The 23,721-nt window shown below is 49.7% G+C and carries 27 protein-coding genes; 18 read left to right on the top strand and 9 right to left on the bottom strand.

From position 1 onward, the window contains the following. Positions 1-8: 8 nt before the first annotated feature. From asnS to ACETK5_RS16560, 11 genes are all read left to right on the top strand, one after another. Entirely contained in the window at positions 9-1,304 is a 1,296-nt protein-coding gene (asnS, locus tag ACETK5_RS16610) for an asparagine--tRNA ligase (protein WP_076321005.1), read from the top strand. A gap of 18 nt (positions 1,305-1,322) precedes the next feature. After that, entirely contained in the window at positions 1,323-2,072 is a 750-nt protein-coding gene (locus tag ACETK5_RS16605) for a DnaD domain protein (protein ID WP_394056822.1), read from the top strand. Between the two features lie 497 nt (positions 2,073-2,569). Beyond that, positions 2,570-2,974: an HAD family hydrolase gene (locus tag ACETK5_RS16600; protein ID WP_394056820.1), complete on the top strand. Its 405-nt coding sequence runs from the start codon at positions 2,570-2,572 to the stop codon at positions 2,972-2,974. Beyond that, positions 2,974-3,630: an HAD family hydrolase gene (locus tag ACETK5_RS16595; RefSeq protein ID WP_326117902.1), complete on the top strand. Its 657-nt coding sequence runs from the start codon at positions 2,974-2,976 to the stop codon at positions 3,628-3,630. Before ACETK5_RS16600 ends, ACETK5_RS16595 begins: the two co-directional genes overlap by 1 nt. A gap of 282 nt (positions 3,631-3,912) precedes the next feature. Then, a complete protein-coding gene (locus tag ACETK5_RS16590) occupies positions 3,913-4,182 on the top strand; it encodes a CD3324 family protein (protein ID WP_100536357.1) in 270 nt (89 codons plus the stop codon). A gap of 144 nt (positions 4,183-4,326) precedes the next feature. After that, positions 4,327-5,361 carry a phosphotransferase enzyme family protein gene (locus ACETK5_RS16585; RefSeq protein WP_394056817.1) on the top strand — a complete coding sequence of 345 codons (1,035 nt, stop codon included), beginning with the start codon at positions 4,327-4,329 and terminating at the stop codon, positions 5,359-5,361. Between the two features lie 48 nt (positions 5,362-5,409). Next, entirely contained in the window at positions 5,410-6,249 is an 840-nt protein-coding gene (locus tag ACETK5_RS16580; protein ID WP_394056815.1) for a CPBP family intramembrane glutamic endopeptidase, read from the top strand. Between the two features lie 46 nt (positions 6,250-6,295). Beyond that, entirely contained in the window at positions 6,296-6,973 is a 678-nt protein-coding gene (locus ACETK5_RS16575) for an RNA polymerase sigma factor (RefSeq protein WP_326112132.1), read from the top strand. Then, positions 6,970-7,428 carry a hypothetical protein gene (locus ACETK5_RS16570; RefSeq protein WP_326117905.1) on the top strand — a complete coding sequence of 153 codons (459 nt, stop codon included), beginning with the start codon at positions 6,970-6,972 and terminating at the stop codon, positions 7,426-7,428. The genes ACETK5_RS16575 and ACETK5_RS16570 overlap by 4 nt, the downstream gene beginning before the upstream one ends. Positions 7,429-7,451: 23 nt before the next feature. Beyond that, a complete protein-coding gene (locus ACETK5_RS16565) occupies positions 7,452-8,567 on the top strand; it encodes a hypothetical protein (RefSeq protein WP_394056812.1) in 1,116 nt (371 codons plus the stop codon). Positions 8,568-8,654: 87 nt separating this feature from the next. Next, the gene (locus ACETK5_RS16560) at positions 8,655-8,795 is read left to right on the top strand and encodes a hypothetical protein (protein WP_394056810.1); all 141 of its coding nucleotides are present in this window, start codon (positions 8,655-8,657) and stop codon (positions 8,793-8,795) included. A gap of 40 nt (positions 8,796-8,835) precedes the next feature. Here ACETK5_RS16560 and ACETK5_RS16555 read toward each other — a convergent pair whose 3' ends face one another. The 8 genes from ACETK5_RS16555 to ACETK5_RS16520 all read right to left on the bottom strand — a co-directional run bounded on the left by ACETK5_RS16555 (position 8,836) and on the right by ACETK5_RS16520 (position 16,656). After that, positions 8,836-9,129 (bottom strand): SdpI family protein, encoded by a 294-nt coding sequence (locus ACETK5_RS16555; RefSeq protein WP_394056808.1) that lies wholly within the window; start codon positions 9,127-9,129, stop codon positions 8,836-8,838. Between the two features lie 105 nt (positions 9,130-9,234). Further along, positions 9,235-9,891 carry a methylthioribulose 1-phosphate dehydratase gene (locus ACETK5_RS16550; RefSeq protein WP_100536363.1) on the bottom strand — a complete coding sequence of 219 codons (657 nt, stop codon included), beginning with the start codon at positions 9,889-9,891 and terminating at the stop codon, positions 9,235-9,237. After that, complete coding sequence (locus tag ACETK5_RS16545) at positions 9,892-10,572, bottom strand: 2-hydroxy-3-keto-5-methylthiopentenyl-1-phosphate phosphatase (protein WP_394056805.1); 681 nt, start codon at positions 10,570-10,572, stop codon at positions 9,892-9,894. It abuts the gene before it with no gap. Next, positions 10,569-11,783 (bottom strand): 2,3-diketo-5-methylthiopentyl-1-phosphate enolase, encoded by a 1,215-nt coding sequence (locus ACETK5_RS16540; protein WP_100536365.1) that lies wholly within the window; start codon positions 11,781-11,783, stop codon positions 10,569-10,571. Before ACETK5_RS16540 ends, ACETK5_RS16545 begins: the two co-directional genes overlap by 4 nt. Beyond that, a complete protein-coding gene (gene proC, locus ACETK5_RS16535) occupies positions 11,780-12,649 on the bottom strand; it encodes a pyrroline-5-carboxylate reductase (protein WP_100536366.1) in 870 nt (289 codons plus the stop codon). The genes ACETK5_RS16540 and proC overlap by 4 nt, the downstream gene beginning before the upstream one ends. 36 nt (positions 12,650-12,685) lie before the next feature. Continuing rightward, on the bottom strand, positions 12,686-13,933 hold the full coding sequence (locus ACETK5_RS16530; protein WP_394056802.1) for a glutamate-5-semialdehyde dehydrogenase: 1,248 nt from the start codon (positions 13,931-13,933) through the stop codon (positions 12,686-12,688). 59 nt (positions 13,934-13,992) lie between these two features. After that, a complete protein-coding gene (gene proB / locus ACETK5_RS16525) occupies positions 13,993-15,096 on the bottom strand; it encodes a glutamate 5-kinase (protein WP_326112115.1) in 1,104 nt (367 codons plus the stop codon). Between the two features lie 369 nt (positions 15,097-15,465). Continuing rightward, positions 15,466-16,656 carry a pyridoxal phosphate-dependent aminotransferase gene (locus ACETK5_RS16520; protein ID WP_394056800.1) on the bottom strand — a complete coding sequence of 397 codons (1,191 nt, stop codon included), beginning with the start codon at positions 16,654-16,656 and terminating at the stop codon, positions 15,466-15,468. 113 nt (positions 16,657-16,769) lie between these two features. Here ACETK5_RS16520 and ACETK5_RS16515 point away from each other — a divergent pair, with 113 nt between their 5' ends. The 3 genes from ACETK5_RS16515 to ACETK5_RS16505 all read left to right on the top strand — a co-directional run bounded on the left by ACETK5_RS16515 (position 16,770) and on the right by ACETK5_RS16505 (position 18,002). Next, positions 16,770-16,895, top strand: a complete 126-nt coding sequence (locus ACETK5_RS16515; RefSeq protein WP_394056798.1) for a hypothetical protein — start codon at positions 16,770-16,772, stop codon at positions 16,893-16,895. Positions 16,896-16,909: 14 nt separating this feature from the next. Further along, a complete protein-coding gene (locus tag ACETK5_RS16510; protein WP_394056796.1) occupies positions 16,910-17,722 on the top strand; it encodes a carbon-nitrogen family hydrolase in 813 nt (270 codons plus the stop codon). Positions 17,723-17,816: 94 nt separating this feature from the next. Next, positions 17,817-18,002, top strand: coding sequence for a hypothetical protein (locus ACETK5_RS16505; RefSeq protein ID WP_100539313.1), 186 nt, complete (start codon positions 17,817-17,819; stop codon positions 18,000-18,002). A gap of 116 nt (positions 18,003-18,118) precedes the next feature. Here the strand turns inward: ACETK5_RS16505 and ACETK5_RS16500 are convergent, their stop codons facing one another. Further along, the gene (locus ACETK5_RS16500) at positions 18,119-19,048 is read right to left on the bottom strand and encodes a LysR family transcriptional regulator (protein ID WP_326112108.1); all 930 of its coding nucleotides are present in this window, start codon (positions 19,046-19,048) and stop codon (positions 18,119-18,121) included. A 185-nt stretch (positions 19,049-19,233) separates the two neighbouring features. Here ACETK5_RS16500 and leuC point away from each other — a divergent pair, with 185 nt between their 5' ends. The 4 genes from leuC (at position 19,234) to ACETK5_RS16480 (ending at position 23,680) form a co-directional block, all read left to right on the top strand. Beyond that, on the top strand, positions 19,234-20,658 hold the full coding sequence (gene leuC, locus ACETK5_RS16495; protein ID WP_164817497.1) for a 3-isopropylmalate dehydratase large subunit: 1,425 nt from the start codon (positions 19,234-19,236) through the stop codon (positions 20,656-20,658). 20 nt (positions 20,659-20,678) lie between these two features. Beyond that, the gene (gene leuD / locus ACETK5_RS16490; RefSeq protein WP_100536371.1) at positions 20,679-21,281 is read left to right on the top strand and encodes a 3-isopropylmalate dehydratase small subunit; all 603 of its coding nucleotides are present in this window, start codon (positions 20,679-20,681) and stop codon (positions 21,279-21,281) included. Between the two features lie 235 nt (positions 21,282-21,516). Next, positions 21,517-22,953 carry an N-acetylmuramoyl-L-alanine amidase gene (locus ACETK5_RS16485; protein WP_394056793.1) on the top strand — a complete coding sequence of 479 codons (1,437 nt, stop codon included), beginning with the start codon at positions 21,517-21,519 and terminating at the stop codon, positions 22,951-22,953. Positions 22,954-22,993: 40 nt separating this feature from the next. Beyond that, positions 22,994-23,680: a GerMN domain-containing protein gene (locus ACETK5_RS16480; protein WP_394056791.1), complete on the top strand. Its 687-nt coding sequence runs from the start codon at positions 22,994-22,996 to the stop codon at positions 23,678-23,680. Positions 23,681-23,721: the final 41 nt, after the last annotated feature.

Here is a 23,721-nt window from a genome sequence, read left to right as displayed (position 1 = left end):
ATTTAAGCATGGCCACCAAAAGTGTGATTCGTAACGTCAACCAGCATGTCGGTGAGACCGTCACGATCGGCGCCTGGATCAACAACAAGCGTTCCAGTGGGAAGATTCAATTCCTGCAGCTTCGCGATGGCTCCGGATATATCCAGGGTGTTGTTGTGAAGAGCGAAGTATCCGAACAAGTATGGGATGACGCGAAAAGCCTGACACAGGAAAGCTCTTTGTATGTGACGGGTGTTATACGTGAAGAGCCGCGGAGCCAATCGGGTTATGAGATGACGGTTACCGGCATTGAAATCATACATCTTACGGAAAACTATCCAATTACGCCTAAAGAGCATGGTGTCGATTATTTGATGGACCATCGTCATCTGTGGCTTCGTACCCAGAAACAACGTGCGATCATGGTGATCCGTGCTGAAATTATCCGTGCGGTTCAAGATTATTTTGATACCAACGGATTTACGCTTGTGGATCCGCCGATTTTGACCCCAACTTCCGCGGAGGGTACAACCAACCTGTTCCACACGAAGTATTTTGATGAGGATGCCTACTTGACCCAGAGCGGACAGCTGTACATGGAGGCTGCCGCCATGGCGCTCGGTAAGGTATATTCTTTCGGGCCGACGTTCCGGGCCGAGAAGTCCAAAACCCGCCGTCACCTGATCGAGTTCTGGATGATTGAGCCGGAGATGGCCTTCACGGACCATGAGGAGAGCCTTCGGGTGCAGGAGCAGTTCATTAGTCATGTGGTGCAATCCGTGGTTAAGAACTGCCGCCAGGAGCTTGAAACGATCGGTCGCGACATCTCGAAACTTGAGGCGATCCAGGCACCATTCCCTCGGATTACTTACGATGAGGCCATTGAATTCCTGCATACGCAAGATTTCGATATTCCTTGGGGTGAGGACTTTGGCGCGCCACACGAAACGGCCATTGCCGAGAAGTATGACAAGCCGGTCTTTATCACGCATTACCCGGCGGGAATCAAGGCTTTCTACATGAAGCCGGATCCGAACCGTCCGGAAGTCGTACTTTGTGCGGATATGATCGCTCCGGAAGGTTATGGCGAGATTATTGGCGGATCGCAGCGGATAGACGATCCGCAGCTGCTTGAAGAGCGCTTCAAGGAGCATGATCTATCGATGGAAACCTATCAATGGTATATGGATTTGCGTAAATACGGCACCGTGCCTCATTCCGGCTTCGGTTTAGGTCTTGAGCGTACCGTTGCCTGGATTTGCGGCTTGGATCATGTGCGTGAAACGATTCCGTTCCCACGGACCCTGTACCGGTTGTACCCGTAAGCCGTGAGAGGTGAGTCTATGGACCACGACGGTAACGTGGACACAGGCGTGAATGGGTGGACGGCCGGCGCCGCTGCCGGCATGAGCCAAGGAATGGCGATCATCCCTTATGCCTTGCTCCGGCATTACCGGTCACTTGGTTTAAGCGACCGCGAAGCCATGCTGGTCATCCATTTGATTGGTTATCAGCAGGTGGAGTTCAAGGCGTTTCCTTCGCTGGAGGAGCTTGCGGAGGTGACGGGGGCTCCCGCGGCTTTCATTGCTACCAGCTTGCAGCGTTTGATGAAGGTAGGGCTGATCGGCATTGATGAGTATGTAGACGAAACACAGGGGATTCATTACGAGCGCTACAATCTCAACGGATTGTATGAGAAGCTCGCTTCGTGCTTGGCTGAAGAGCGTGAGGAAAAGATCCCTGATGGAACCAAGTTTGCGTCTCCGCTTTTAAATGCCCGGCCTGCTAATGGCAAATCAGCTGCATCGGGGAATCCCGTTCCCGAGAAGGAAGAGCGGAATTTGTTCACCATTTTTGAAAAAGAGTTTGGACGCCCGCTGTCGCCCATGGAGCTGGAGACGATCTCCGGCTGGGTTGATGCGGATCGCTATCCGGACGAGTTGATCCTGTTGGCTCTCAAAGAAGCGGTATTTGCGGGCAAACTGCATTTCCGCTACATTGACCGGATCCTGCTGGAATGGAGCCGAAACCGGGTGCGTACCGCACAGGATGCCAAAGCCTATACGCAGAAATTCAGAAATATTGGAAGATAGATAAGAAGCACGTCCGTTAAGGGCGTGCTTTTTTATTTGCAATTTTTTTGTAATCCAGTTCTATGATAATGGGACTTTTCTAATGCAGCGGGCTGAGGATGGGCCGTTCAGTCCTGTGAATTAGCAGGAGAACTTCTCCGGATTAGCGAATGGATATAGTTGCAGCAGCGGCTGGAGGGGGAGATGGAGATGAGATACAAGGCCATTATTTTTGATCTGGATAACACGTTATTAGACTATAGTCAGAGTGAAAGGACATGCATGCAGCAAGCACTGGAGCACTACCGGCTGCATGAGGATCTGACGTGGGAGGAATTCTGGAGCACGTTTGGACCGATTAATTTTAATTATTGGATGAACCGGATTCAGAACAATCACGATATTAGGCAGGTGTTGGAGCATTCCTTCATGGACACGTTCCTTGGACTGAAGCGGGAATTTACCCAGTGCCGGGAGTCTCGGAAACCTACTGGGGGTTGTTTTGCAGTTCCAACCATATGGAGCCCCATGCCGATCTTATTTTGGAACACCTGCATGGCGACTTTGCCCTCGGGGTCATATCCAACGGCATTGGTGAGGCTCAGCGCAAACGTCTTGCGGCAGGAGGCTTGTTTCATTATTTTGACTCCTTCATCATTTCGGATGAGGTGAAGTGCTGGAAGCCGGACTCGCAGATCTTTGAACTCGCTTTGCAGGAATTGGCTTTAAGTCCAGACGAGGTGCTGTACATAGGGGATTCGCTTACGGATGACTATGAAGGAGCAGTAAGATCCGGGATTGATTTTTGTTATTATAATCGCCGGGATACCCCTTTAAATGACCATCATCGACCTGCTTATATGATCAGGGATCTTCTGGAGATCAAGGATTTGGCTAACGATGGAACACGGAGGACTACATAATGAAATATAATCATATACTGTTTGATTTGGATGGAACCCTGACGGATCCGCGTGAGGGCATTACGAAAGCCGTGAAGTACGCACTCGCTCAGCATGGGATTAACGTAAGTGATCTCTCCGAGCTGGAATGTTTTATCGGTCCCCCGCTCCAGGCGACCTTCACCGAGAAATATCATTTTAGTGAAGCCGAGGCTTGGGAAGCCGTTCTGAGTTACCGTGAATATTTCAAGGACACCGGCCTTTATGAAAATGAGGTATATGGCGGCATACGCCAGTTATTGGATTTGCTGTTATCCCAAGGGCGCCAGTTGTATGTGGCTACCTCCAAACCTACGGTTTTTGCCGAAACAGTCCTAGAGCATTTCCAGCTAACCGCTTATTTTTCCATGGTGTGCGGAAGCGAACTGGACGGCACCCGGTCCGCCAAAACCGAAATCATTCAGCATGTTCTGGATACGTGCCGCATTCATACTTCGGAAGCCGTCATGATTGGAGATCGGAAGTTTGATCTGATTGGAGCCGGGAACTGCGGGATACACAGCATTGCTGCAGGTTATGGTTACGGTTCGGAGGAAGAGCTGAGGGCATGCCAGCCAACCTATTATTTCAAAACCGTGGAGGAGATGCTCCGGTCGTTTGCAAGCTTAGCGGTTTAAAATCGGCTTGAACGATGAGACAGAGCACTTCGATTTTTCGCGCAACATCGGTTATAATGGTCATAACCAGTCGGAATGTCATTATTTTGAAGGGGGGGGCATGATCATGATGGGAAGATTGACGATGAGCTCTATGCAAAGTCTATATGATGAACAACGGCGGTTGTTTGCATGGAGCGATGAGAAAGTTACCGCCTGATTACCTCGCATAAAAGAGGCCGTTTATCTAATGGACTTTGCATCCTTAAAACCTTTATTTTAATTTTAAGGAGCAGAGATACCATGAAATATATAAACGCGGATATTATACTTCCAGAGGAATTGTTGAAGGAAGTGCAAAAATATGTACAGGGCGGGATGGTGTACATCCCTAAACCTGAAGGGTTACGCAAGAAATGGGGAGAAAACTCGGGCAGCCGGGTGTATTTGAAAAAAAGAAACCTGGAAATCCGGCAGTTGTTTGCGTCGGGCGCAAGTATTGATCAGCTTTCTTCTCAATTTTGTTTATCCTGCGATTCCATCAAGAAAATCGTGTATACCAAAAACAAGTAATGCAAAGTCACATTGGACCTGATTCTGATGTGGCTTTTTCTTATGGATAAAAGTCATTTTAAACCAATCGTTATATAGGAAGTGCAGATACTGAGCAATTATAATCATTCAAGAACGTTCAAATGATAGAGCAGAGGTGAGTTCATGAATGATTTTTTTCAATTTGAAACAGAAGAACAACGGTGTGCGCTGCTCGCAAGAGCCAAGAAGGTTGCGATATCGGCACTTCAGCAATATAACCTGAGATGGGTTGAGATTGAATTTATCGGTATTTCGGACACGATTACATATCAAATTAAGACAAACTTAGATGAAACATACTTGTTGAGAATTCATTCGCATCGACGGCGCAGTAATGAAATAGACCTGGAGCTTCAATTCCTGGATGCCCTTATTACCGCAGGTATCAAAGTGCCGACAAGTATAACCACACCAAGTGGTTTAAGATTGTTGACAATCGTTACGGACAATGGATTCAGATCACCTCATGTCACCGTGATGAGATGGGTGGATGGTGTGCATGCCCATGAAAGACTTACAGAAGATCAGGCTTATCAGGTAGGTGCCTTGATTGCGAGATTGCATGAAGTTGCACTTGGCTTCGAAAGTTCTTCTGATTTCCGGAGGCCCGTATGGGGGATGAACAGTTATAGAGAAGCGCTAGCCAAACTGGAACGATATGCAGGAACTTTTTTATCGGAAGGCTCATGGTCACTGTATCAACTCGCAGCTGAAAAGGTTCTATCCCAGCTTGAGCTTATGAACGCGGATGATTGCAACTATGGCCTCATTCATGCCGATTTACATCTGGGGAATGTTGTATTTGAAGGGGGAATTCCACATCCGATTGATTTCGGTAGATGCGGTTACGGTTTTTATCTTTACGATCTGGCCGCGGTTATGTTGTCACTTGATCCGAAGCAGCGATTCAAAGTGCTCCAAGGATATGAAAGTGTGCGGAAGTTGGACTCGGATTATATTCAGTCTCTAGAGTGTTTTTTCATCATGATCATGATGGAGAATTATAGCCACCATGCCTCTAATCCAAGAGAGACAGAAAGTCTGAAGCGTGAGCAAATCTATGCACTAGCCTATATCCGTGAATATTTGCACGGACGCCCGTTTCTGCTAACTGTGGTGAAGCCGTTAGAAAAAGACGATGTCCCAATCTCTAGTTGATCCGGTCAGGATAGAAGGGTATCATGATATCATCATACGCGTTACAGAATGGGAGAGAAAAGCTTGCAAGTAACGAACCGCCCAGGTGAATTTATCACCTGCTTGATCATCATGATCGCTACCATCGTATGGGTTCAATGGACCTCAATCCTTTTATCCATGGCGTGGGGAATCGGGCTGATCCTGTTGATATATCGTTTGTGCAAGCTAAGAAGCTTACGCAAGATATCGATTCAAATCAGAGACACGGCCATAGTCGCGCTTATCATGGTGATAGGCTATACGCTCTATCATGCTTTCGGTGAAATCATCAAAAATGGATTCGCGGGGCATGATGCCTGGGCCATCATCCTATCGAGGTTAAGCCTGATTCTATTTGTACTTCCGTTTGCGCTCGCGGCCGCATTAACGAAAGAAAAGCCTTTATACCTCGCCACAGGTTCATGGGGGAAAACGATCTATTTTCCATGGATATTCAAAGGACCAATTAAGGATCCGATCTGGCGTTTCATGCTTATTTTCCTGGTTGTCGTTTGTGGCATATTTTCTTTTTTTATGGACTGGGGACAGCCGCAATTTCTCGTTCTAATCGGTTATGCACTTTCCTTCGCGCTGATCAATGCCGTCCTTGAGGAGCTGTTGTGGCGGGGATACATACTTAGTCATATTGTAGGTAGATTTGGGGAGCTGAAAGGGCTCATCATCGCTGGAGCTACCTTTGGTTTATACCATTACCACCTAGGTTTTTCATGGCCGGTTTGTCTGCTGTTTTCAATCTTTGGTATCATGATGGGCGGCGTGGCTATTCGTTCGAAAGGTTTGGTTCCCGTGATGGTCATGCATTTTGTGATGAATGTTCTTTTTGTACTTAGCGGCATGATCCTGTAACATCCTGAAAGGGCGTCGATGGACGTTCTTTTTTGTTTTGACCGGTATGGGCAGACTATGCGGACAAGCTGTTCTGGTCTTGTTTTTAGATGATCCAAATTTTTTTGAAAAAAGTGCAGGGGCAGCTTTCGAAGCTGACGTCTATGTATTTGGGAAGGAGGGGAGAGTTATTGATGCTGAAACGTTAATCACGCGCATCCTGCAAGGTGATCAGGAAGCCTTTCGGGAACTGGTGAGCCATTACAGCCAGCACGTGTTCCATACGGCATACTCGGTCCTGCGGGATGCCAAGGAAGCGGAAGATGCGTCGCAGGAAGTGTTTATTCAAGTATACAAAGCTCTCCCCCAGTACCGATCTGAAGGGTTCAAAACCTGGATTACACGCATCACGCTAAATAAAGCGATTGATATGAAGAGGAAGCTTTCCCGTAAACCGCCGGAGCAGCTGCCCGGCGAACATGCTGAAGTGCTGGATAAACTCCCTTCCCGGGACGAGGACGTGGTTTCTCTGCTCATACATAAGGAGAGAAGAGAGGAACTTCGCGAGAAAATCAAACAATTGCCGGACAACCACCGCGCCATTATAACGGCTTTTTATTTGGAAGAGAAAAATTACGAGCAAATCGCAGCCGAGCTGGATGTCACGGTCAAGACGGTTGAATCGAAATTATACCGGGCCAGACAATGGATTCGGAAATCGTGGAAGGAGGAGGAATGGAAATGAACGTTAAGGGCAACGAGCTTACAATGCGGACAGAACGATATGTTAGAGGAGAAGGCTCGCCAGAAGAACGATCTTCTTATGAAGAGCTCATGTTATCGGATGACTCCGTGCTGGAGTTATATATGCAGGTACTGGCGGAGCTTGATTCCGAACTCCCTGGCTTGTCAGACCCGGAAACATTTACGCAGCAGGTGGTGGAACACGAACAAATTAAGCCATACACCCATAAAGCACCGCTGCGGATTCAGGAACGTCCGAAGCGATGGTACGAACGCGCGATCGTTCATTACACCATTGCCGCCTCCATTACCATGCTGTTCCTCTTCACCGGGGCATTTGACCGACTTCTTCCTGGAGAAATGAACGGTGATGCTCCATTATCCGAAACACCTTCTTACAGTGAACAATGGGTGGAAAAAACAACGGGCTGGCTTGACCAGCTATTATCCAGATAAGAAAAATGAAAGGAAGATGCCTAGTGCAACCGCAAAAAAGTAAAGGGTTTGCCTTTATATTAAATATCCTTCCCGGCCTCGGCCATTATTATTGGGGGAGAAAGGGACGCGCCCTGCTATATCCGCTCTTGTTCTTCGGAAGCCTCTTCGGCGGATTTGTGCTCGGGATTATGTCCCATTCCGATGCGGTCTTTGGGCTGGGAATTCTCGGAGCCTTCATGATCTGGGGGATCAGCATGCTCGACCTGCTAGTTGCTTTGATCCGATATACGCCTGTAATGATTATCCACGATGAGTATGGACGGCCGATGGAGATTCGCCAGGAAAAGAGTGATGAGTCTGAACGCTTTTATACCATACTGCTGTCCTTCATTCCCGGTTTGGGTCATTTTCAACTGGGATTGATGCAGCGGGGGTTGTCATTCCTGATCGCATTCTTCGGGCTGGGGACGATTCTGCTGTTCTTAACGGGCTTGACTCACGAATCGGTATTCCTGCTGTTTCTGGGCATGCTGCCTATCATTTGGCTTTACTGCATGTTTGATGTGGTTCAGCTGGTTAACCGCAAGCAAGCTGGGGAATTACTTATCGATCGCACGCTGTTTGATGAGTTAGAGAGCGGAAGGGAGAGCGGACGCCGAAGTAAAGTGTTTGCTACCTTGTTATCGGCGTTTCCTGGAGCGGGTCAAATGTATTTGGGATTGCAAAAACGCGGACTGCAGCTCATGGTCCTATTTCTTGGCAGCATTTATGTGTTGGATGTACTCAAGCTGTCGCTGTTCCTGTTCTTGATTCCGCTGATCTGGTTCTATGCATTCTTTGACGGCCTGCAGCAAGTAAGCCGTTACGGCAGGGAGCCGCTGCGCGATCGACCGATCATCTCGGGACTTGGGAATCAGCAGCGCTGGCTCGGGCTTGGACTGATCGTACTCGGTATTTATTTCGTATTCACCAGTGTTGTGATGCCTTATATTGATACGCATTTCCCTCATTTACAGCTGGATTACCGCATTCGTTCCTATTTGAAAACCGCGATTATCGCCGTTCTTCTCATCGGAGGAGGAATCAAGCTGATGACCGGCTCGAAAAAGGATTCGTTAAGGGGAGACCGTTCATATTATGATACCGACAACGAATGAGAAGTCCCTTAATTAATAACATCCAGGGTCAAGTCGATCGCGATCTAATCAATGAAATGATATGAACGAGATATGGAGGGAGATATCGTGGCCAAGAATCTGTATTATCTGTTGTATATTGCTCTATTTGTTGTGACTTGTTTGTTTATCTTCAATGCTTATGCATCACCGGATCAGGTACCTGCGCCTGCGATCTCTTTAACGGAGCATGAGCAGAATCGGCTATAATTTATATAAAGAAAAAAACCTGTAAACGATCGGAATCGTTTTACAGGTTTTTTAGTTTTCGTTCAACGAGAATATAAATCAGGATAAAGACGATCACGGTCGCAATACCGGTTGTCATGAAATGGCCGGTAAGCCTGGCGATCAGCAGCAGGATGACCCCAAAATTCATCAGCAGCAGACTCACATAGGCATTGGCAACCTGAAAGTTCCGTTCATTTTTGAGAGATGACGTAGTCTTATAAGCATAAATGCTCTTGGAACTTTTGGGCGGAAGCAAAAAGAGGACCAAACCATACAAAATAAATACGATGCCAATGGCTAAACTTTCGAGCATCCCTATACACTCCTAACGGAAATATAACGCCGGATGCACCCCGAAAACGTTGGATGTAGGTGCATCCGGCTGTTCAAGCCCTGTACATGCAAATATGGCTTTACTTTACTTGGATCCGGCTGCATTCAGGAGCAGACGACGGTAAGAGTATTCGAATATAAATTCAAAAGCCTCCAGATGTTTCTTCGCTTCGAAAGCATTCTTGCCCCACGCATAGATGCCGTGGTTGCGCAGCAAAATGCCGGGTACCGCCGGATCGAGCGCATCCGGAACGAGTTCCGCAATCCGCGGGATGTCCGCATAGTTCGGCAGGATCGGAATGCGAATCGCCGCGTCCTCTTCCCAGATGTTAAAGGCTTTGATCAGCTCGATTCCTTGGGCAGGGACATAGCCTTGTTCACCATACCAGTCGCTGATCAGATTGTTATCGATGGTGTGCACATGGAAAATGGCGCCGCAGCCGGTTTTGCGATAAATTTCGCAGTGAATCAAGGTTTCCGCACTAGGCTTTAAGCCGGTTGCTTCACAAGGTAAGCCGTTCTGATCCACAAAAAGATAATCTTCGGGCGTATGTACCGACTTATCTTTTCCACTGGCTGTCACCGCAAAATAAAACTGCTCCGGGTTGAACTCGCCAACACGGACAGATAGATTGCCGCTGGTGCCAGGGAACCAGTTTCTAGAAGCGAACAGTTCCTTGATCCCTCTAAGATCCTGCAGGGCAGCCTGTTTCTGTTCAAGCCGGATATCTGAAAATGCCACTTACAGCACCTCCTGTTTAAACTTGTCTTTCATATCGTTCTGGATATCGGTAAATGTCTCGAAGGGTACATGAAACACGCCAAGCTTCTTGCACTGCTCGGTGAGCGAAGAACGTGAATAAACCAGGTCGGCCTGCTTGGCGCCTTCGAAATCGGTAAGGCTGTCACCGATCAGAATTCGGTAATATTGATCGGCCGGAAAACGGTCCATCACCGTGACCTTGCACATGCCGCAGTCGTTATGGCAGGATTCCTTGCAAGGATGAGGCCAAGTAATCTCGATGTGATCTCCTTCAAAATTCGAACCGTTGCAGAAGATATGGTCTGCCGGAATGCCGAAGGGTTTCAGCAGGGGATCGACAAAGAAATCGATACCGCCGCTTGTGACATAAAACTCAATCCGTTCCGATTTTAAATAGTTAAGGAATGCACTGAAGCCTTCACGGATTCCTGCATGGTTAAGAACAAAATCGGTAATCTCTTCTCGCATCGAGGAAGGGAAGAGGGCAAACATGCGGCCAACGCCCTCCCGTATGGAGATGGTGCGGTCAAGCGTATCCTGCATGATCGACTCGAAGCCTTCCGGTTTGAAGTGCTTCATGATGGCGACAATATTATCGTTGTTCGTGATGGTTCCGTCGAAATCACAAAAAATGATCGGTTGTTTTACTCCAGATGTCATACTTCTCCTCCCCAGATGTCCAGTGCGGCTTTCAACTCTTCGTGCTCTTCGGCAAAGTGTGCGAGCGGAACGGATTTCATCGTCGCCTCAATCGCTTGCACAAAGGCTTTGCCGCCCGCTTCGGTACCCATCGGATGACCGTGGATCCCGCCGCCTGCGTTAACGACCACATCGGTGCCAAAGTCCCGGATGATGCGGGGAACGAGTCCCGGATGAATTCCTGCGGACGGTACCGGCATGCTTCGTTTCACACCAAGTTTAGCGCTATGCAGTTCGTCGCGAATGGCCAGATTCTCTTCTCTCGGCATCGTTACAGATCCGTAAGGCGAAGGGAAGAGCACCAGATCCGCACCGGCGATCCGCATCAGCTGGCCGAGCAGCACCGGAGCCGTTATCCCATAGTATGGAGAAGGATAAATGGCGCCGGCAAGTGCAGGGTGAGCCGCGATAGGAACGGTGATATCCGGATCGCTGCTTAGCTCATGCAAAACGTCATACCCGTAGGACAGCACATTAAAGAGCAGGGCGTTGGCGCCGGCATCAATCGCACGCAGCGCTTGCTCACGCAGCTGCGACGTCCGTCCGGTTAGATTAGCGGCATAGAGCAGCTTTTTACCTGTTTGTTGTTCCACATCGGCAGCAGCCTGGATGCACATGCTTACCCGTTTTTCAATCGGGGTGAGGTCATTCTCGAACAGGATTTCATCATCTTTGATGAGATCTACGCCACCCAGCGCCTGACGGATAAATTGGGCTCTAAGCTCGTCCGCATTCAGGCCGATAACCGATTTGAATATGCTCATCAGCAGCGGACGATCATGGACGCCGAGAAGATTGCGGACTCCGTCGATGCCATACTTCGGTCCTGGAAATGCACTCAGGAAGTCGGGAGACAAATCCAGGGAAGTCAGCTTGATGCGTCCGTCCATGGAAATCTTGCCGAACACCGTCACCAGCAGAGCGGGAATATCCCGGCTGAAATTAATGTCCGGATAAGCAATGCTGACATCCGCATAACGACTGCCTGGCTCCCAGCCCTCGTGAACCTGAATGTCAACGACTTCGCCGAGATGTTTCTGCATCGCTTCACGCTTGGCTTGCGGCAGCTCGGTCCAGCTGCCGACCGTCATGCCAACGGCAATGGAAGTCGCTTTCTTACGAAAATCCGCCTGGTCGTCATAAATTCGGTACGTTGCAATACAGCGGCTCATGAGATCTGCTCCTTCAGCATGGCGCCCATTTCTTTGGAGCGCTCAGCGCAGCGGTTTACGGCGGCAATGACGGTTTCGAAGAAATCGCCTTTGTCTAGCGTTTCGAGTGCCGCTTGCGTGGAACCGTTCGGCGATGTAATCTTCGCGCGAAGCGATGAAGGCTGTTCTCCGGTCTGCTGCACCATCCGGGCCGCGCCCAGAATGGTTTGGAGCGTCAACTCGCGGCTTTGCTCCGGCGTCAGGCCGCCGCGGATCCCTGCGGCAGTCATGGCTTCCATCATGTAATAGAAGTAAGCGGGGCCACTGCCGGAGATGCCGGTCAGGATATCCATCTTCTCTTCTTCAATGACGGTTACATTGCCAACAGCTTCGAACAAGGTCATGACCAGCCGGCGCTGTTCTTCGCTGATTTCCTTCGAGAATGCGATTCCTGTGGAACCCAGTCCGATGGAGGCGGATGTATTCGGCATCGTGCGTGCAATGGGTTGATGGGTTCCAAGCAGCGTCTGTGTCGTATAAATCGATAATCCGGCGATCACGGAGATAATCAATTGGTCGCTTGAGAGCTTCGGACCCAGTTCTTTCAATACTTTAGCAGCATCCTTCGGTTTCATGGCAAGCACGATCACCGGCGAAGTTTTCAGAATTTCGATTTTAGCGGCTTCGTCGTTATTGATCTGGACACCGTACCGCTCACTCAGTTCCTGAAGGCGCTGAACGTTGCTTCGGTTGAGCATCGTAATATTCTCCGGAAGCACGACAGAACGGCTCACTAATCCTCGTACGATCGCTTCGGCCATCGAGCCGGCGCCGTAGAAGGTGATTGCTTTATCTATTAAAGGTCGGTTCTGCGGGGATTGGCACATCGTTATTTCCTCCTTCATGGGCTTTAGATGAATGATTTATTCGCGTATTTGACCACTACCGATAATAACATATTTGGAGGAAGTAAGCGCGGGTAACCCCATAGGTCCCCGGGCATGCAGCTTCTGGGTGCTGATCCCGATTTCGGCGCCGAAGCCAAATTCAAAGCCGTCGGTGAAGCGGGTCGAAGCATTATGATAGACAGCCGCCGCGTCTACTTCCTGCAAGAAGCGCTCTGCATGATCCTTATTTTCGGTAACGATACATTCCGAATGCTTTGTGCCATAAATCGAAATATGCTCAATGGCCTCATCCAGGTGATCCACGATTTTAAGGTTCAAAATATAGTCGTTATACTCGGTCGCGTAATCCTCAGACGTAGCTTTTACAGCCCATGGAACGTAATCCAGGGTACGCTGGCATCCGCGCAGTTCAACATTGCGCTCACGGAATGCTTCGGCCAGCGCAGCCAGATGCGATTTGGCATAATCAGCATGGACGAGCAGGGTCTCCATGGAATTGCAGACCGAAGGGCGCTGCACCTTGGCATTGAGGCTGATGGCAACCGCCATGTCCGGCGCTGCCGATGCATCCAGATAGGTATGGCATATTCCGGCTCCGGTTTCGATCACCGGTACCGTGGCGTTCATCACGACGTTCTGGATCAGCGAGCTGCCGCCGCGCGGGATGATGACATCCAACAGTCCGTTTAGCTTCAGCATTTCATCCACGGAGGAACGGTTCGGGTCCTCGATAAGCTGCAGCGCATCCTTAGGCAGTGCGGTGCGTTCCATAGCTTCGTGAAGCACCTCGATGATTTTGCGGTTGGAGGAGAGGGCGGATGAACCGCCGCGCAGTACGACCGCGTTGCCTGTCTTCAAGCACAGCCCGGCTGCATCAACGGTCACGTTGGGACGAGCTTCATAAATGATGCCGATCACGCCAAGAGGAACGCGTTTCTTGACGATGTTCAGCCCGTTGGGGCGATCGATCGTTTCCAAGGTGTCGCCGATCGGATCCGGCAGCTTAACGATTTGGCGCAATCCTTCGGCAATGCCCTCGATTCTGGCCTCATTCAGTGCCAGCCGGTCCAGCAGGGAGGCTGAGGTGCCGAGTTCCTTCCCGCGGCGAAGATCCTCCGCGTTCGCTTCCATAATATCTGCCGTCCGATGGATCAGGGCGTCTGCCATGATCAGCAAAGCCTGGTTTTTCTCCTCCGTGCTCAGCCTCCCAAGACGAAATGCAGCCTGTTTGGCGAGCTGGGCTTTATTGCGTACCTCACTCATGATAATTCCTCCTTGTTTGAGTTATCAGGAAATCCCTTATTGGTTTATGGCAATCCGGATTATTTTAATGTGATCCATTCATCGCGGTGAATAACCTCGAGCCGATGGATTTCTCCGATGATGCCGATGACTTGACTGCTCGGCAAACCGAGCACGGCCTGCAGCTGGTCCTCATCGTAATTGACGATGCCTCTGCCAAGCCGTTCGTTGTTCATATTAACGACCTCCACCACGTCCCCTGCATGGAAGCTGCCTTCGATCCGTTTTATGCCAACGGGAAGGAGGCTGTGGCCTCCGTGAATCAGCGCTTTCTCGGCGCCCGGATCGACAACGATCCGGCCTAGCGGCGAGGACATAAAGCCGAGCCATTGTTTTTTCATAGGCAGGGAGGATAGGTGGGTAGCAAAATATGTTCCTTTGCCTGCATGCTTAAGCGCCTGAAGCAAATCCCCGGTCTCGTTGGCTTTGCCGATGAAGACGGGGACACCGCCGCGGGTGGCGATTTTGGCAGCGTCGATTTTTGATCGCATGCCGCCTGTACCTACGCTGGAGCCAGCGCCTCCTGCCATGCTGTAAATCTCATCGGTAATCTCATCAATTTCCTCATATTTTGTTGCATCCGGCGACTTGCGTGGATCTGCCGTGTACAAACCATCCGTATCGGTCAGGATGATTAGTTGCTGGGCGCGGACCAAATTGGCGACCAGCGCGGATAACGTATCGTTATCACCAAATTTCAGTTCGTCAATCGAAACGGTATCGTTCTCATTAATAATCGGAATAACGCCTTGCTTCAGAAGCTCCGTAATCGTCATGTTGGCATTGTTCATGCGTTTGCGATTCGCAAAGTCCGTTCTTGTCAACAGAATTTGCGCAGCCTTCAATTGATGGGAGGCCAGCGCATTCTGGTAAGCACGCATCAGCAGCGCCTGCCCCAGTGCGGCGGATGCTTGCTTTTCATGCAGTAATTTGGGTCTCGTCTCGTAGCCGATCTCCCGAAAGCCTGCTGCGACAGCGCCGGATGTCACGAGCAAAACCTCATGACCGGCCTTGCGGAGCGCGGCAAGTTCTCCGGCAAAGAAGGCGACGGAATCAAGATTAAGTCCGCCTTCATCTGTCGTAAGGGAGCTGCTTCCGATTTTTACGACGATGCGTGATAGCATCGTGATCACTTCCTTGTATTTATGATTAGTAGGTATAGCTGTAATGAATCCTTTTCTCAGAAAACAAAAAAACTTTCGTCCTGTATGAAAAAGGACGAAAGTTTGACTTCCGCGGTACCACCTTTGTTGATGAGCGCAGCTCATCCGGCTTTAGCCCTGTAACAGAAGGCACTGTCCTGGCAAGCCAGGCCGCTCGGGGGTAGGATTCGGAAAGGGGGTCACGGCAAATTCTTTCAGCCCATGGAATTTGCTCTCTGGTCATCGTGCCATATGCTTTCGTACTGGTCCCGTCTTTGCGTTTTTGAAAATGGCATTCAATTGTTACTGCAAGAATAGCACATCGTTTTTGTTTTTTCAAAAGGAATTAGATTAACCGAACAGGTTCAGCTTGCCGATTCGGTAGGCGGCTTCCCGCATTCGTTCTTCGCTGCTTAACAGGCCGACGCGGACATATCCTTCGCCGTGATCGCCAAAGCCGATACCAGGAGCAACCGCTACCTTGGCCTCCTCAAGCAGCAGGTCGGCAAAGGATACCGAGGTAAAGCCCTTCGGTACGGGCAGCCAGCTAAAGAAGGAGCCTGCAGGTTTCTGGGCTTGCCAGCCGATTTCGGACAGGGCGCCATAGAAGGTGTCCCTTCTCGATTGGTAGCGTGCCACCAGCTCCTCAACGCAGTCTTGCGGCGAAGTGAGCGCTGTGGCCGCTGCAGCCTGAATGCCGCCGAACAGGCTGACGTAGATATGGTCCTGCAGCATATTGATCATCGAGATGATTTTTTGGTTCCCCAAGGCAAAACCAACGCGCCATCCGGCCATATTGTAGGTTTTGGAGAGGGTGTAGAATTCTACGCCAACCTCTTTGGCTCCTTCTGCCTGCAAAAAGCTGACCGGACGGTCTCCGTCAAATCCGATCGCTCCATAAGCAAAATCACTGGCCACCACAATCCCGTGTTCGGCGGCGAATGCCACCGTATCCTCGTAGAAGGACAGGGGAGCGACGGCGGATGTCGGATTATTCGGGTAATTCAAGAACATCAGCTTCGCTTTTTCTCTGTCTGCAGGTGTGATCGCACCATAGTCGGGAAGAAACCGGTTAGCTGCGGTTAACGGCATGAACTTCATTTGGGCACGGGCCAGTGCAACACCTGACCAGTAATCCGGATAACCGGGGTCCGGGACAAGACATACATCACCCGGGTTCAGAAGCACTTGCGGCAACTGTACGAGCCCTGTTTTTCCTCCAAACAGAATGGCTACCTCCGTCTCCGGATCCAGATCAACGTTGTAGTCTTCCTTATATCGATGCGCAATGGCTTCTTTAAGAAAGGAAAAGCCGGTAAAAGGCGAATATTTGTGAAACTGCGGATTGTCGGCCGCTTCCTTCAAGCTGGATACGATATGAGGCGGCGTGGGCTGATCGGGATTTCCCTGCCCGAGATTGATCACATCATGCCCCTGTGCCACTTGGCGGTTTACCTTGGAGACCAAGGTCGCGAAAAATTGTGTGGGCAGCTGGGACATCATCTCGGCCGGCTCTATTTGGAATTCGTTTAATTTGTTCATTGCAGTTTCATCACTCCGTTATCTAATTACACTCGAATGCAGCTGATTTTGAAAACAATTAGGATTAATTTAACACGATTTATCAGGGGTGTATAGAGGGAAATGGTGCTTGGGTGTTGCAGCAGCAGGGCGGAGGAGGCTATGATGATGACATCAAGAGAATGGATGAATTCCTGAATAAGAGCCCGAACATGGATTTCATGATCACAGCGGCGCAGATGCTGAATTCAACCCAATAACAGGAGGTTGCAAGATGACTGGTGAAGCAAAGGCTCAATTGAATATCGCACTTATCCAAGCCGATATTGAAATAGGAAACGTGAATGCCAATATGAATAAAATGCTCGGTATGATGGAGCAGGCAGCAGCGGCTGATATGAAGCCGGACGTCATCGTACTGCCGGAAATGTGGAATACGGGGTATGCGCTTGACCGGATTCGAGAGCTTGCCGATCCTATGGGACAGGAAACCTCTCGGATGCTGAGCGAGTTTGCGCGAAAACACCGCATCCAAGTCGTTGGCGGATCTGTAGCCGAACGAATCGAAGATCGGATTTATAACAGCATGTATGTGTTTAACCGGAGCGGGGAGCAGATCGCCAAATATTCCAAAATTCACCTGTTCCGCCTGATGGATGAAGAGAAGTTTCTGCAAGCCGGACAGCATACCGTAACCTTCGAGCTGGAACAATTGAAAGCGGGCGCGTCGATCTGTTACGATATACGGTTCCCAGAATTGTCCCGCACCCTCGCGCTCAGCGGCGCTCAAGTGCTGTTTGTGCCCGCGGAGTGGCCGCATCCGCGGCGGCATCATTGGAGAACGCTGCTCATGGCCAGAGCGATCGAGAACCAAATGTATGTCATTGCGTGTAATCGTGTAGGAACTAGCGGAGATACGGACTTTTTCGGCCACTCCATGATCATCGATCCGTGGGGGGAGGTCATTGCCGAAGGGGATGAGCAGGAAAAGATCCTGACAGGTACGCTGGATTGTGATCTTACGGATGAAGTCAGAGGACGTATTCCGGTTTTTGAAGACCGTCGTCCGAATTTGTATACTCAATAAATCGTTTATGGTTAAACTCCTCTGAAAAATGAAGTTTCATCTGGTCAGTGGCGGGTATACTATGGGTAATCCGTCAGAGAGGAGGCTTGGAATGATGGCAGAGAACAACCAATTCGACAGCCAAAACCATGAGCAGGAAGAAGTACAAAAACAACAGTTCCGCAACTTTGTTGAGAATGTTGCCGGAGGTGGCAACGGGAAGAATGAATCGATTCAGGATCAGTCCCGTACTGCGGATGAACAGAACCGATTGATTGACCAGCATAATTTGCGCAAATAAACCTCCGATTATGATGAAATGGGTGTGTTTTAACTTCAGGTTGAAAAGAAGCTCAGCTTGGTCTTGTCAAATTGACCTTAGCTGAGCTTCTTTTTTTATTTATGGGGCAGCACGCACTAGTCCTGAACGCTCTCCACTACCAGCTTGTCCATGACCTGCTTAAAAGTATCGATGAACGCATCCGCGGCTTTGGACAAATACCGGCCGTTGCGGTAAGCCACAACCAGTGTGCGGCTCGGAACCGGATCAGCAAGCGGCAAGTAGACCGGTATAAACTCGCTGCGTTTTGCACGGGCGATAAAACGAGGCACCAGCGTTATGCCCATTCCGGTAGCGACCAGAGATTGGAGCGTTTCGATATTGCTGCTCTCGAATACAACGTTCGGTTCAAAGCCGGCCTCCCGACATATGTCAAAAGTAAGCTTCCGGAAGCCCTGTCCTTTTTTGAGGACAACAAACGCTTCGTTCCGGATTTCGTCGATCGTGATGGGCCGGACGGGATCAGAGGCTGCCCGCAGCGCAAGCGGGTGCTGCGGAGGAACGGCCAAATCGATCATTTCCTCACCGATCGGAATCCAGGACAGTGACGGCTCGGACAGCGGCAGCGCTAGGAGGCTGAGATCGGCCTTGCCGCTGGCCGTCAGCTTCTCCAGGTTCATGGAGGAGTCCTCCAACAGGGTGATCTCAATATCCGGATATCCCCTTTTAAAGGCAGGCAATACCCGTGGCAGCAGGTGAGAACCCGTAATCGGCATGCTGCCGACTACGACTTTACCCTTCCGTAGCTGGGAGATGTCCGACATCTCCTGCTTCAGCTGCTCGACGGCGTCCATGATCTTCTGGGCATGCTCGACAAAGCTGGCCCCGGCATGGGTAAGCTCAACGTTGCTCGTATTCCGCTGGAACAGCAGCACGCCGAGCTCTTTCTCCAGCTTGGAGAGCTGCTGGCTCAAGGAAGGCTGGGCGATATGAAGCTTCTCCGCGGCACGCGAAAAATTTTTATCCGCCGCGATTTGCAGCGTATATTGCAGTTGTCTCAGTTCCATTTAGGCATCACTCCGTTATAGCTGAATCCTATTACATCTATAGATATTATATCTTGGAACAATGAAGAAGGAAATGATATATTACTATCAACGTAAAGATGATGCGTTGTAGATCTTCCTTATATGTAAAGAAGATAACAAGCAATTATCTTCTCATGGACGTAAAGAACAATGGGGTGATGATGATGAGTAAGAAGACAATGTTCGAGAAAATTTGGGATAACCACGTTATTCATCAAGAAGAAGGCAAACCGGGTATTTTGTACATCGACCTGCATTTGGTTCACGAGGTAACTTCCCCGCAAGCATTTGAGGGTTTGCGTCTCAGCGGCCGTAAAGTACGCCGTCCTGAACTGACCTTCGCAACGATGGATCACAATGTTCCAACGAAAGACCGTTTTAACATTACGGATCCGATTTCGAAGCAGCAAATCGATACCCTGACCAAGAACTGTCAGGATTTTGGCGTTACCCTGTATGATCTCGATACGATTGATCAAGGCGTTGTGCACGTCATGGGGCCGGAACTGGGCTTAACACATCCAGGCAAAACGATTGTGTGCGGCGACAGCCATACATCCACTCACGGTGCGTTCGGCGCGCTTGCGTTTGGTATCGGCACGAGCGAGGTTGAGCATGTACTGGCTACCCAATGTTTGCAGCAGGCGAAAGCGAAGACCATGGAAGTGCGATTTGTCGGCCGCCGCAATCCGGGCGTAACGGCTAAGGACATGATCCTCGGCGTCATCGCGAAATACGGAACTGATTTTGCAACAGGCTATGTTATTGAGTATACGGGTGAAGCGATCCGCGAGCTGTCGATGGAAGAGCGCATGACCGTGTGCAACATGTCCATCGAAGGCGGAGCCAGAGCGGGCATGATCGCTCCGGATGAAACAACGTTTGAATACTTGCGCGGACGTCAATATGTTCCGCAGGGCGAAGCTTTTGATGCTGCAGTAGCAGCTTGGAAAGAGCTTGTGACAGACGAAGGCGCCGAGTTCGACGTGGTGGTTGAGTTCGATGTAGAATCTCTGATCCCACAAGTAACCTGGGGAACGAGCCCGGGAATGGGTACTGACATTTCCTCGACGGTTCCTAACCCTGCGGATTTTAAGACCGAGAATGAGCGCAAGGCAGCGGAGAAAGCCCTGGAGTATATGGCGCTTGTGCCAGGGACTCCAATATCCGAGATTCCGATCGATTATGTCTTTATCGGTTCTTGCACGAATGGACGCATTGAAGATTTGCGTGCAGCGGCTGCTGTAGCGAAGGGACATAAAGTGTCAAGCAATGTAACAGCTATCGTTGTTCCCGGATCGGGCCGAGTGAAGATTCAGGCTGAACAAGAGGGGCTCGACAAAATTTTTGTTGAAGCGGGTTTCGAATGGCGTGAAGCAGGCTGCAGCATGTGTCTCGCGATGAACCCGGATGTATTGAAGCCGGGACAGCGCTGCGCATCCACGTCCAACCGCAACTTCGAAGGACGCCAAGGCCGCGGCGGCAGAACGCACCTCGTATCGCCGGCAATGGCAGCGGCAGCTGCGGTAAAAGGACGCTTCGTGGATGTACGTGACTGGAACTTTGCAGCCGAAGAAGTTGTGAGCTAAGAAGGACGGAGGAGAAGTTTATGCAAGCATTTACGAAATTACACGGTATCGTTGCACCTGTGGACCGGGTGAATGTAGATACGGACGCAATAATTCCGAAGCAGTTCTTGAAACGGATTGAACGTACAGGTTTTGGACAGTTTCTGTTTTACGAATGGCGGTTTGATGAAGAGGGCGGCAATATCGACAGCTTCTCGCTGAATCAGCCCCGATACCAGGGCTCAACCATCCTGATTTCCCGTGCCAACTTTGGCTGCGGTTCTTCCCGTGAGCATGCGCCTTGGGCGATTCTCGACTACGGATTCCGGGTGGTCATCGCTCCATCGTTCGCTGATATTTTCTACAATAACTGCTTTAAGAACGGGATTCTGCCGATCAAATTGTCGGAGGAGCAGGTGGAAGAGTTGTTCCAGCGGACGGAAGCCCAAGAAGGCTATAAGCTGAACGTCGATCTGGAGAGCAAAACGATTACAGATGATCAAGGACTCCGTATTGACTTTGATCTTGACGAGCACCGTCGTCAATTCCTGCTTCAAGGACTGGATGACATCGGTTTGACGCTGCAGCATGAAAGTGCGATCGATGCTTACGAGAAGAAGCATGGGGAGCGTCTGTTCGCTTAATCTCGCAATCACGCAGCAAAAGGTTACAAGATTATTAAACTTCCATTTCCTGTGTAGGAAATGGAAGTTTTTTTTGGTATTATGGAATTAATATGCAGCGGCAGCCAAGAGGGACCCTTGTTTTATGTCAGTATTTGTCCGGCAGCATGTAGTCGGGAATGTGCTGATTTACATATTTTTAGTTTTTGCTAGATTTGCTTTTCAAATTCAATCATGGGATGATCGAGGTGGATTCATGAAGAAGTTAGGGTTTGTAATGATGTTGATAGTCTTCTTGCTGGCGTTTCCGAAAAGTGGTGAAGCCAGTTCTTCAAGTGCGAGCATTTTTCTTGACGGGGAACCATTGAATTTGTCTTCTGGCGTCCAGGTAGCCAACATGAAAGGCAACGTGATGATTCCGATCCGCGTAGTATCCGAGAATCTCGGTTTCAAGGTAGGCTGGGAGAAGGCAAGCCAAACCGTAACGGTTGAAAATAGCGAGAAGACGGTCCGCATGGTGGTCGGCAGCCAGCAGGCAGAATTGAACGGGGCCCAGGTAGATCTGAATTTGGCGCCTGTCTTGAATGGACCGACCACGCTTGTGCCGCTCCGTTTTGTTAGCGAACAGATGGGTCTTGACGTGAAATGGGACAACCAATCGAAGGCTGTGTTCCTCTCCAGCACGGCCCCGCCTGCCACCGAAGTCGAGATTGATCCAGGTGCCGGAACCAATCCAGGGAATCAAACGCCTCCGCCTGCGGAATCTGGAAACAAGACTTCGTTGACGGGGCTTAGCTTTAGCGATAACCGTCTTATGATTGCAACGGAAGGCGCCGTGACGCCGAAAGTGTTCAGCATGACGGGGCCTGATCGGATTGTTATCGATCTTCCGGACACCGTGTACTCTGCTTCGTTTTTAAGCGGACATGTCCTGAATGCTCAAAACGGCGGCAATATGGAAGTTACGGATTACTCTGACGTTACGAATATTAGATATGCCGTGTTCAGCGACAACCCGCCAACCGTGCGTATCGTATTGGATTTGACCGGACCTAAGAATTATGCGGTGACCCAGGAATCGGGCATCATCATCGTGGATCTGAACGCAGAGGGCGAAATCCTCGTTCCGCCGGTACTGCCAGTTACCGGCAATGGCAAGAAGACGGTTGTTATTGACGCCGGTCACGGCGGCAGCCAGCCGGGTGCGATCAGCGCTAACGGCAACCAAGAGAAGGTTCTTAATCTTGATATTGCATTAAAAGTGGAAGCCTTGCTGAGAAAAGAAAAGAATATCAACGTTGTTATGACGCGGAGCGATGATTCAACACTGGGTCTAAGTAATCGCGTGAAAGTTGCCAACTCTTTAAAGGCTGATATTTTTGTATCGATTCACGGAAACAGCAGCACTTCCAGTAGTCCGCACGGTACAGAGACTTACTACACGAGAGATGCCAGCAAACCTTTGGCGAATGTAATACATAAACATCTCGTCAAGGCAACTGAACTCATGGATCGGGGAGTTAAATATAGCAGCCTTCATGTTACGAGAGAAACGACGATGCCGGCTGTCCTGCTCGAGATTGGTTTTTTGAGCAACCAGGGTGACGAAGCCCAGTTGTTTGAAGACGATTTCCAAAATCGTGTTGCACAAGGTATTGTAGCGGGTATTAAAGAATATCTTAAAGTACAATAACGTGTACAAGATTTGATGAACTTAGAGGGGGACGAAAGTCATGAACAAAAAATATTGGATGACAGGATTGCTGGCGCTTCTGCTTGCATTTAGTGCCGGCTGTGGACAGAAGCCGACTGCAGCCCCTGCCGAGACAAATCCGGAGACCGCAACAGGAGAAGTGCAAACGCCTCAGGATCATCCGGAAGAAACGGCGGCTGATGATCATAAGCCAGATGACGCAACACCAGTAAACGCAGGCGAGGGAGCAAGTACACCACCGCAGAACACAACCGGTGAAAGTGCTGGAACTCCTGTGGATACAAAGGATGTGAATGCTACGGAGGATCAAGCGAAGAAGGCTAATATTAAACTCTATTATACGGACCCCGAAATCATGGATCTGAAAGAGGCAAGCAAAGAGATTACATACTCGGGTGAAGAGGATAAATATAAAAAAGCTTTTGAAGGACTTCAAACAAGCAGTGATGCCGAACTAAGTCCACTATGGTCGGATAAGATTACGCTGAAGTCTCTCAAGTTTGATAAAGGAGCTCTGACGCTGGATATCACTAAACCAGCCGAAGCCAACCTTGGAGCTGGAGGGGAAATGTTTGCGATTGATGCGTTACAGAAAACCTTCTTCCAGTTCGATGAAGTGCAGTCTCTGGAATTGCTAGTAGACGGTAATCAGATCGAAAGTTTAATGGGACATGTTGAGCTTGAGCATCCTATGACTCGAAAATAGAGCAAAAGAACCAATGTTGAATTTCGTATGAAGGACCAAAC

It is taken from the genome of Paenibacillus ilasis (assembly GCF_043195395.1).
GTDB lineage: Bacteria > Bacillota > Bacilli > Paenibacillales > Paenibacillaceae > Paenibacillus_AQ > Paenibacillus_AQ lautus.
This window is presented reverse-complemented; position numbering and strand designations above follow the sequence as displayed.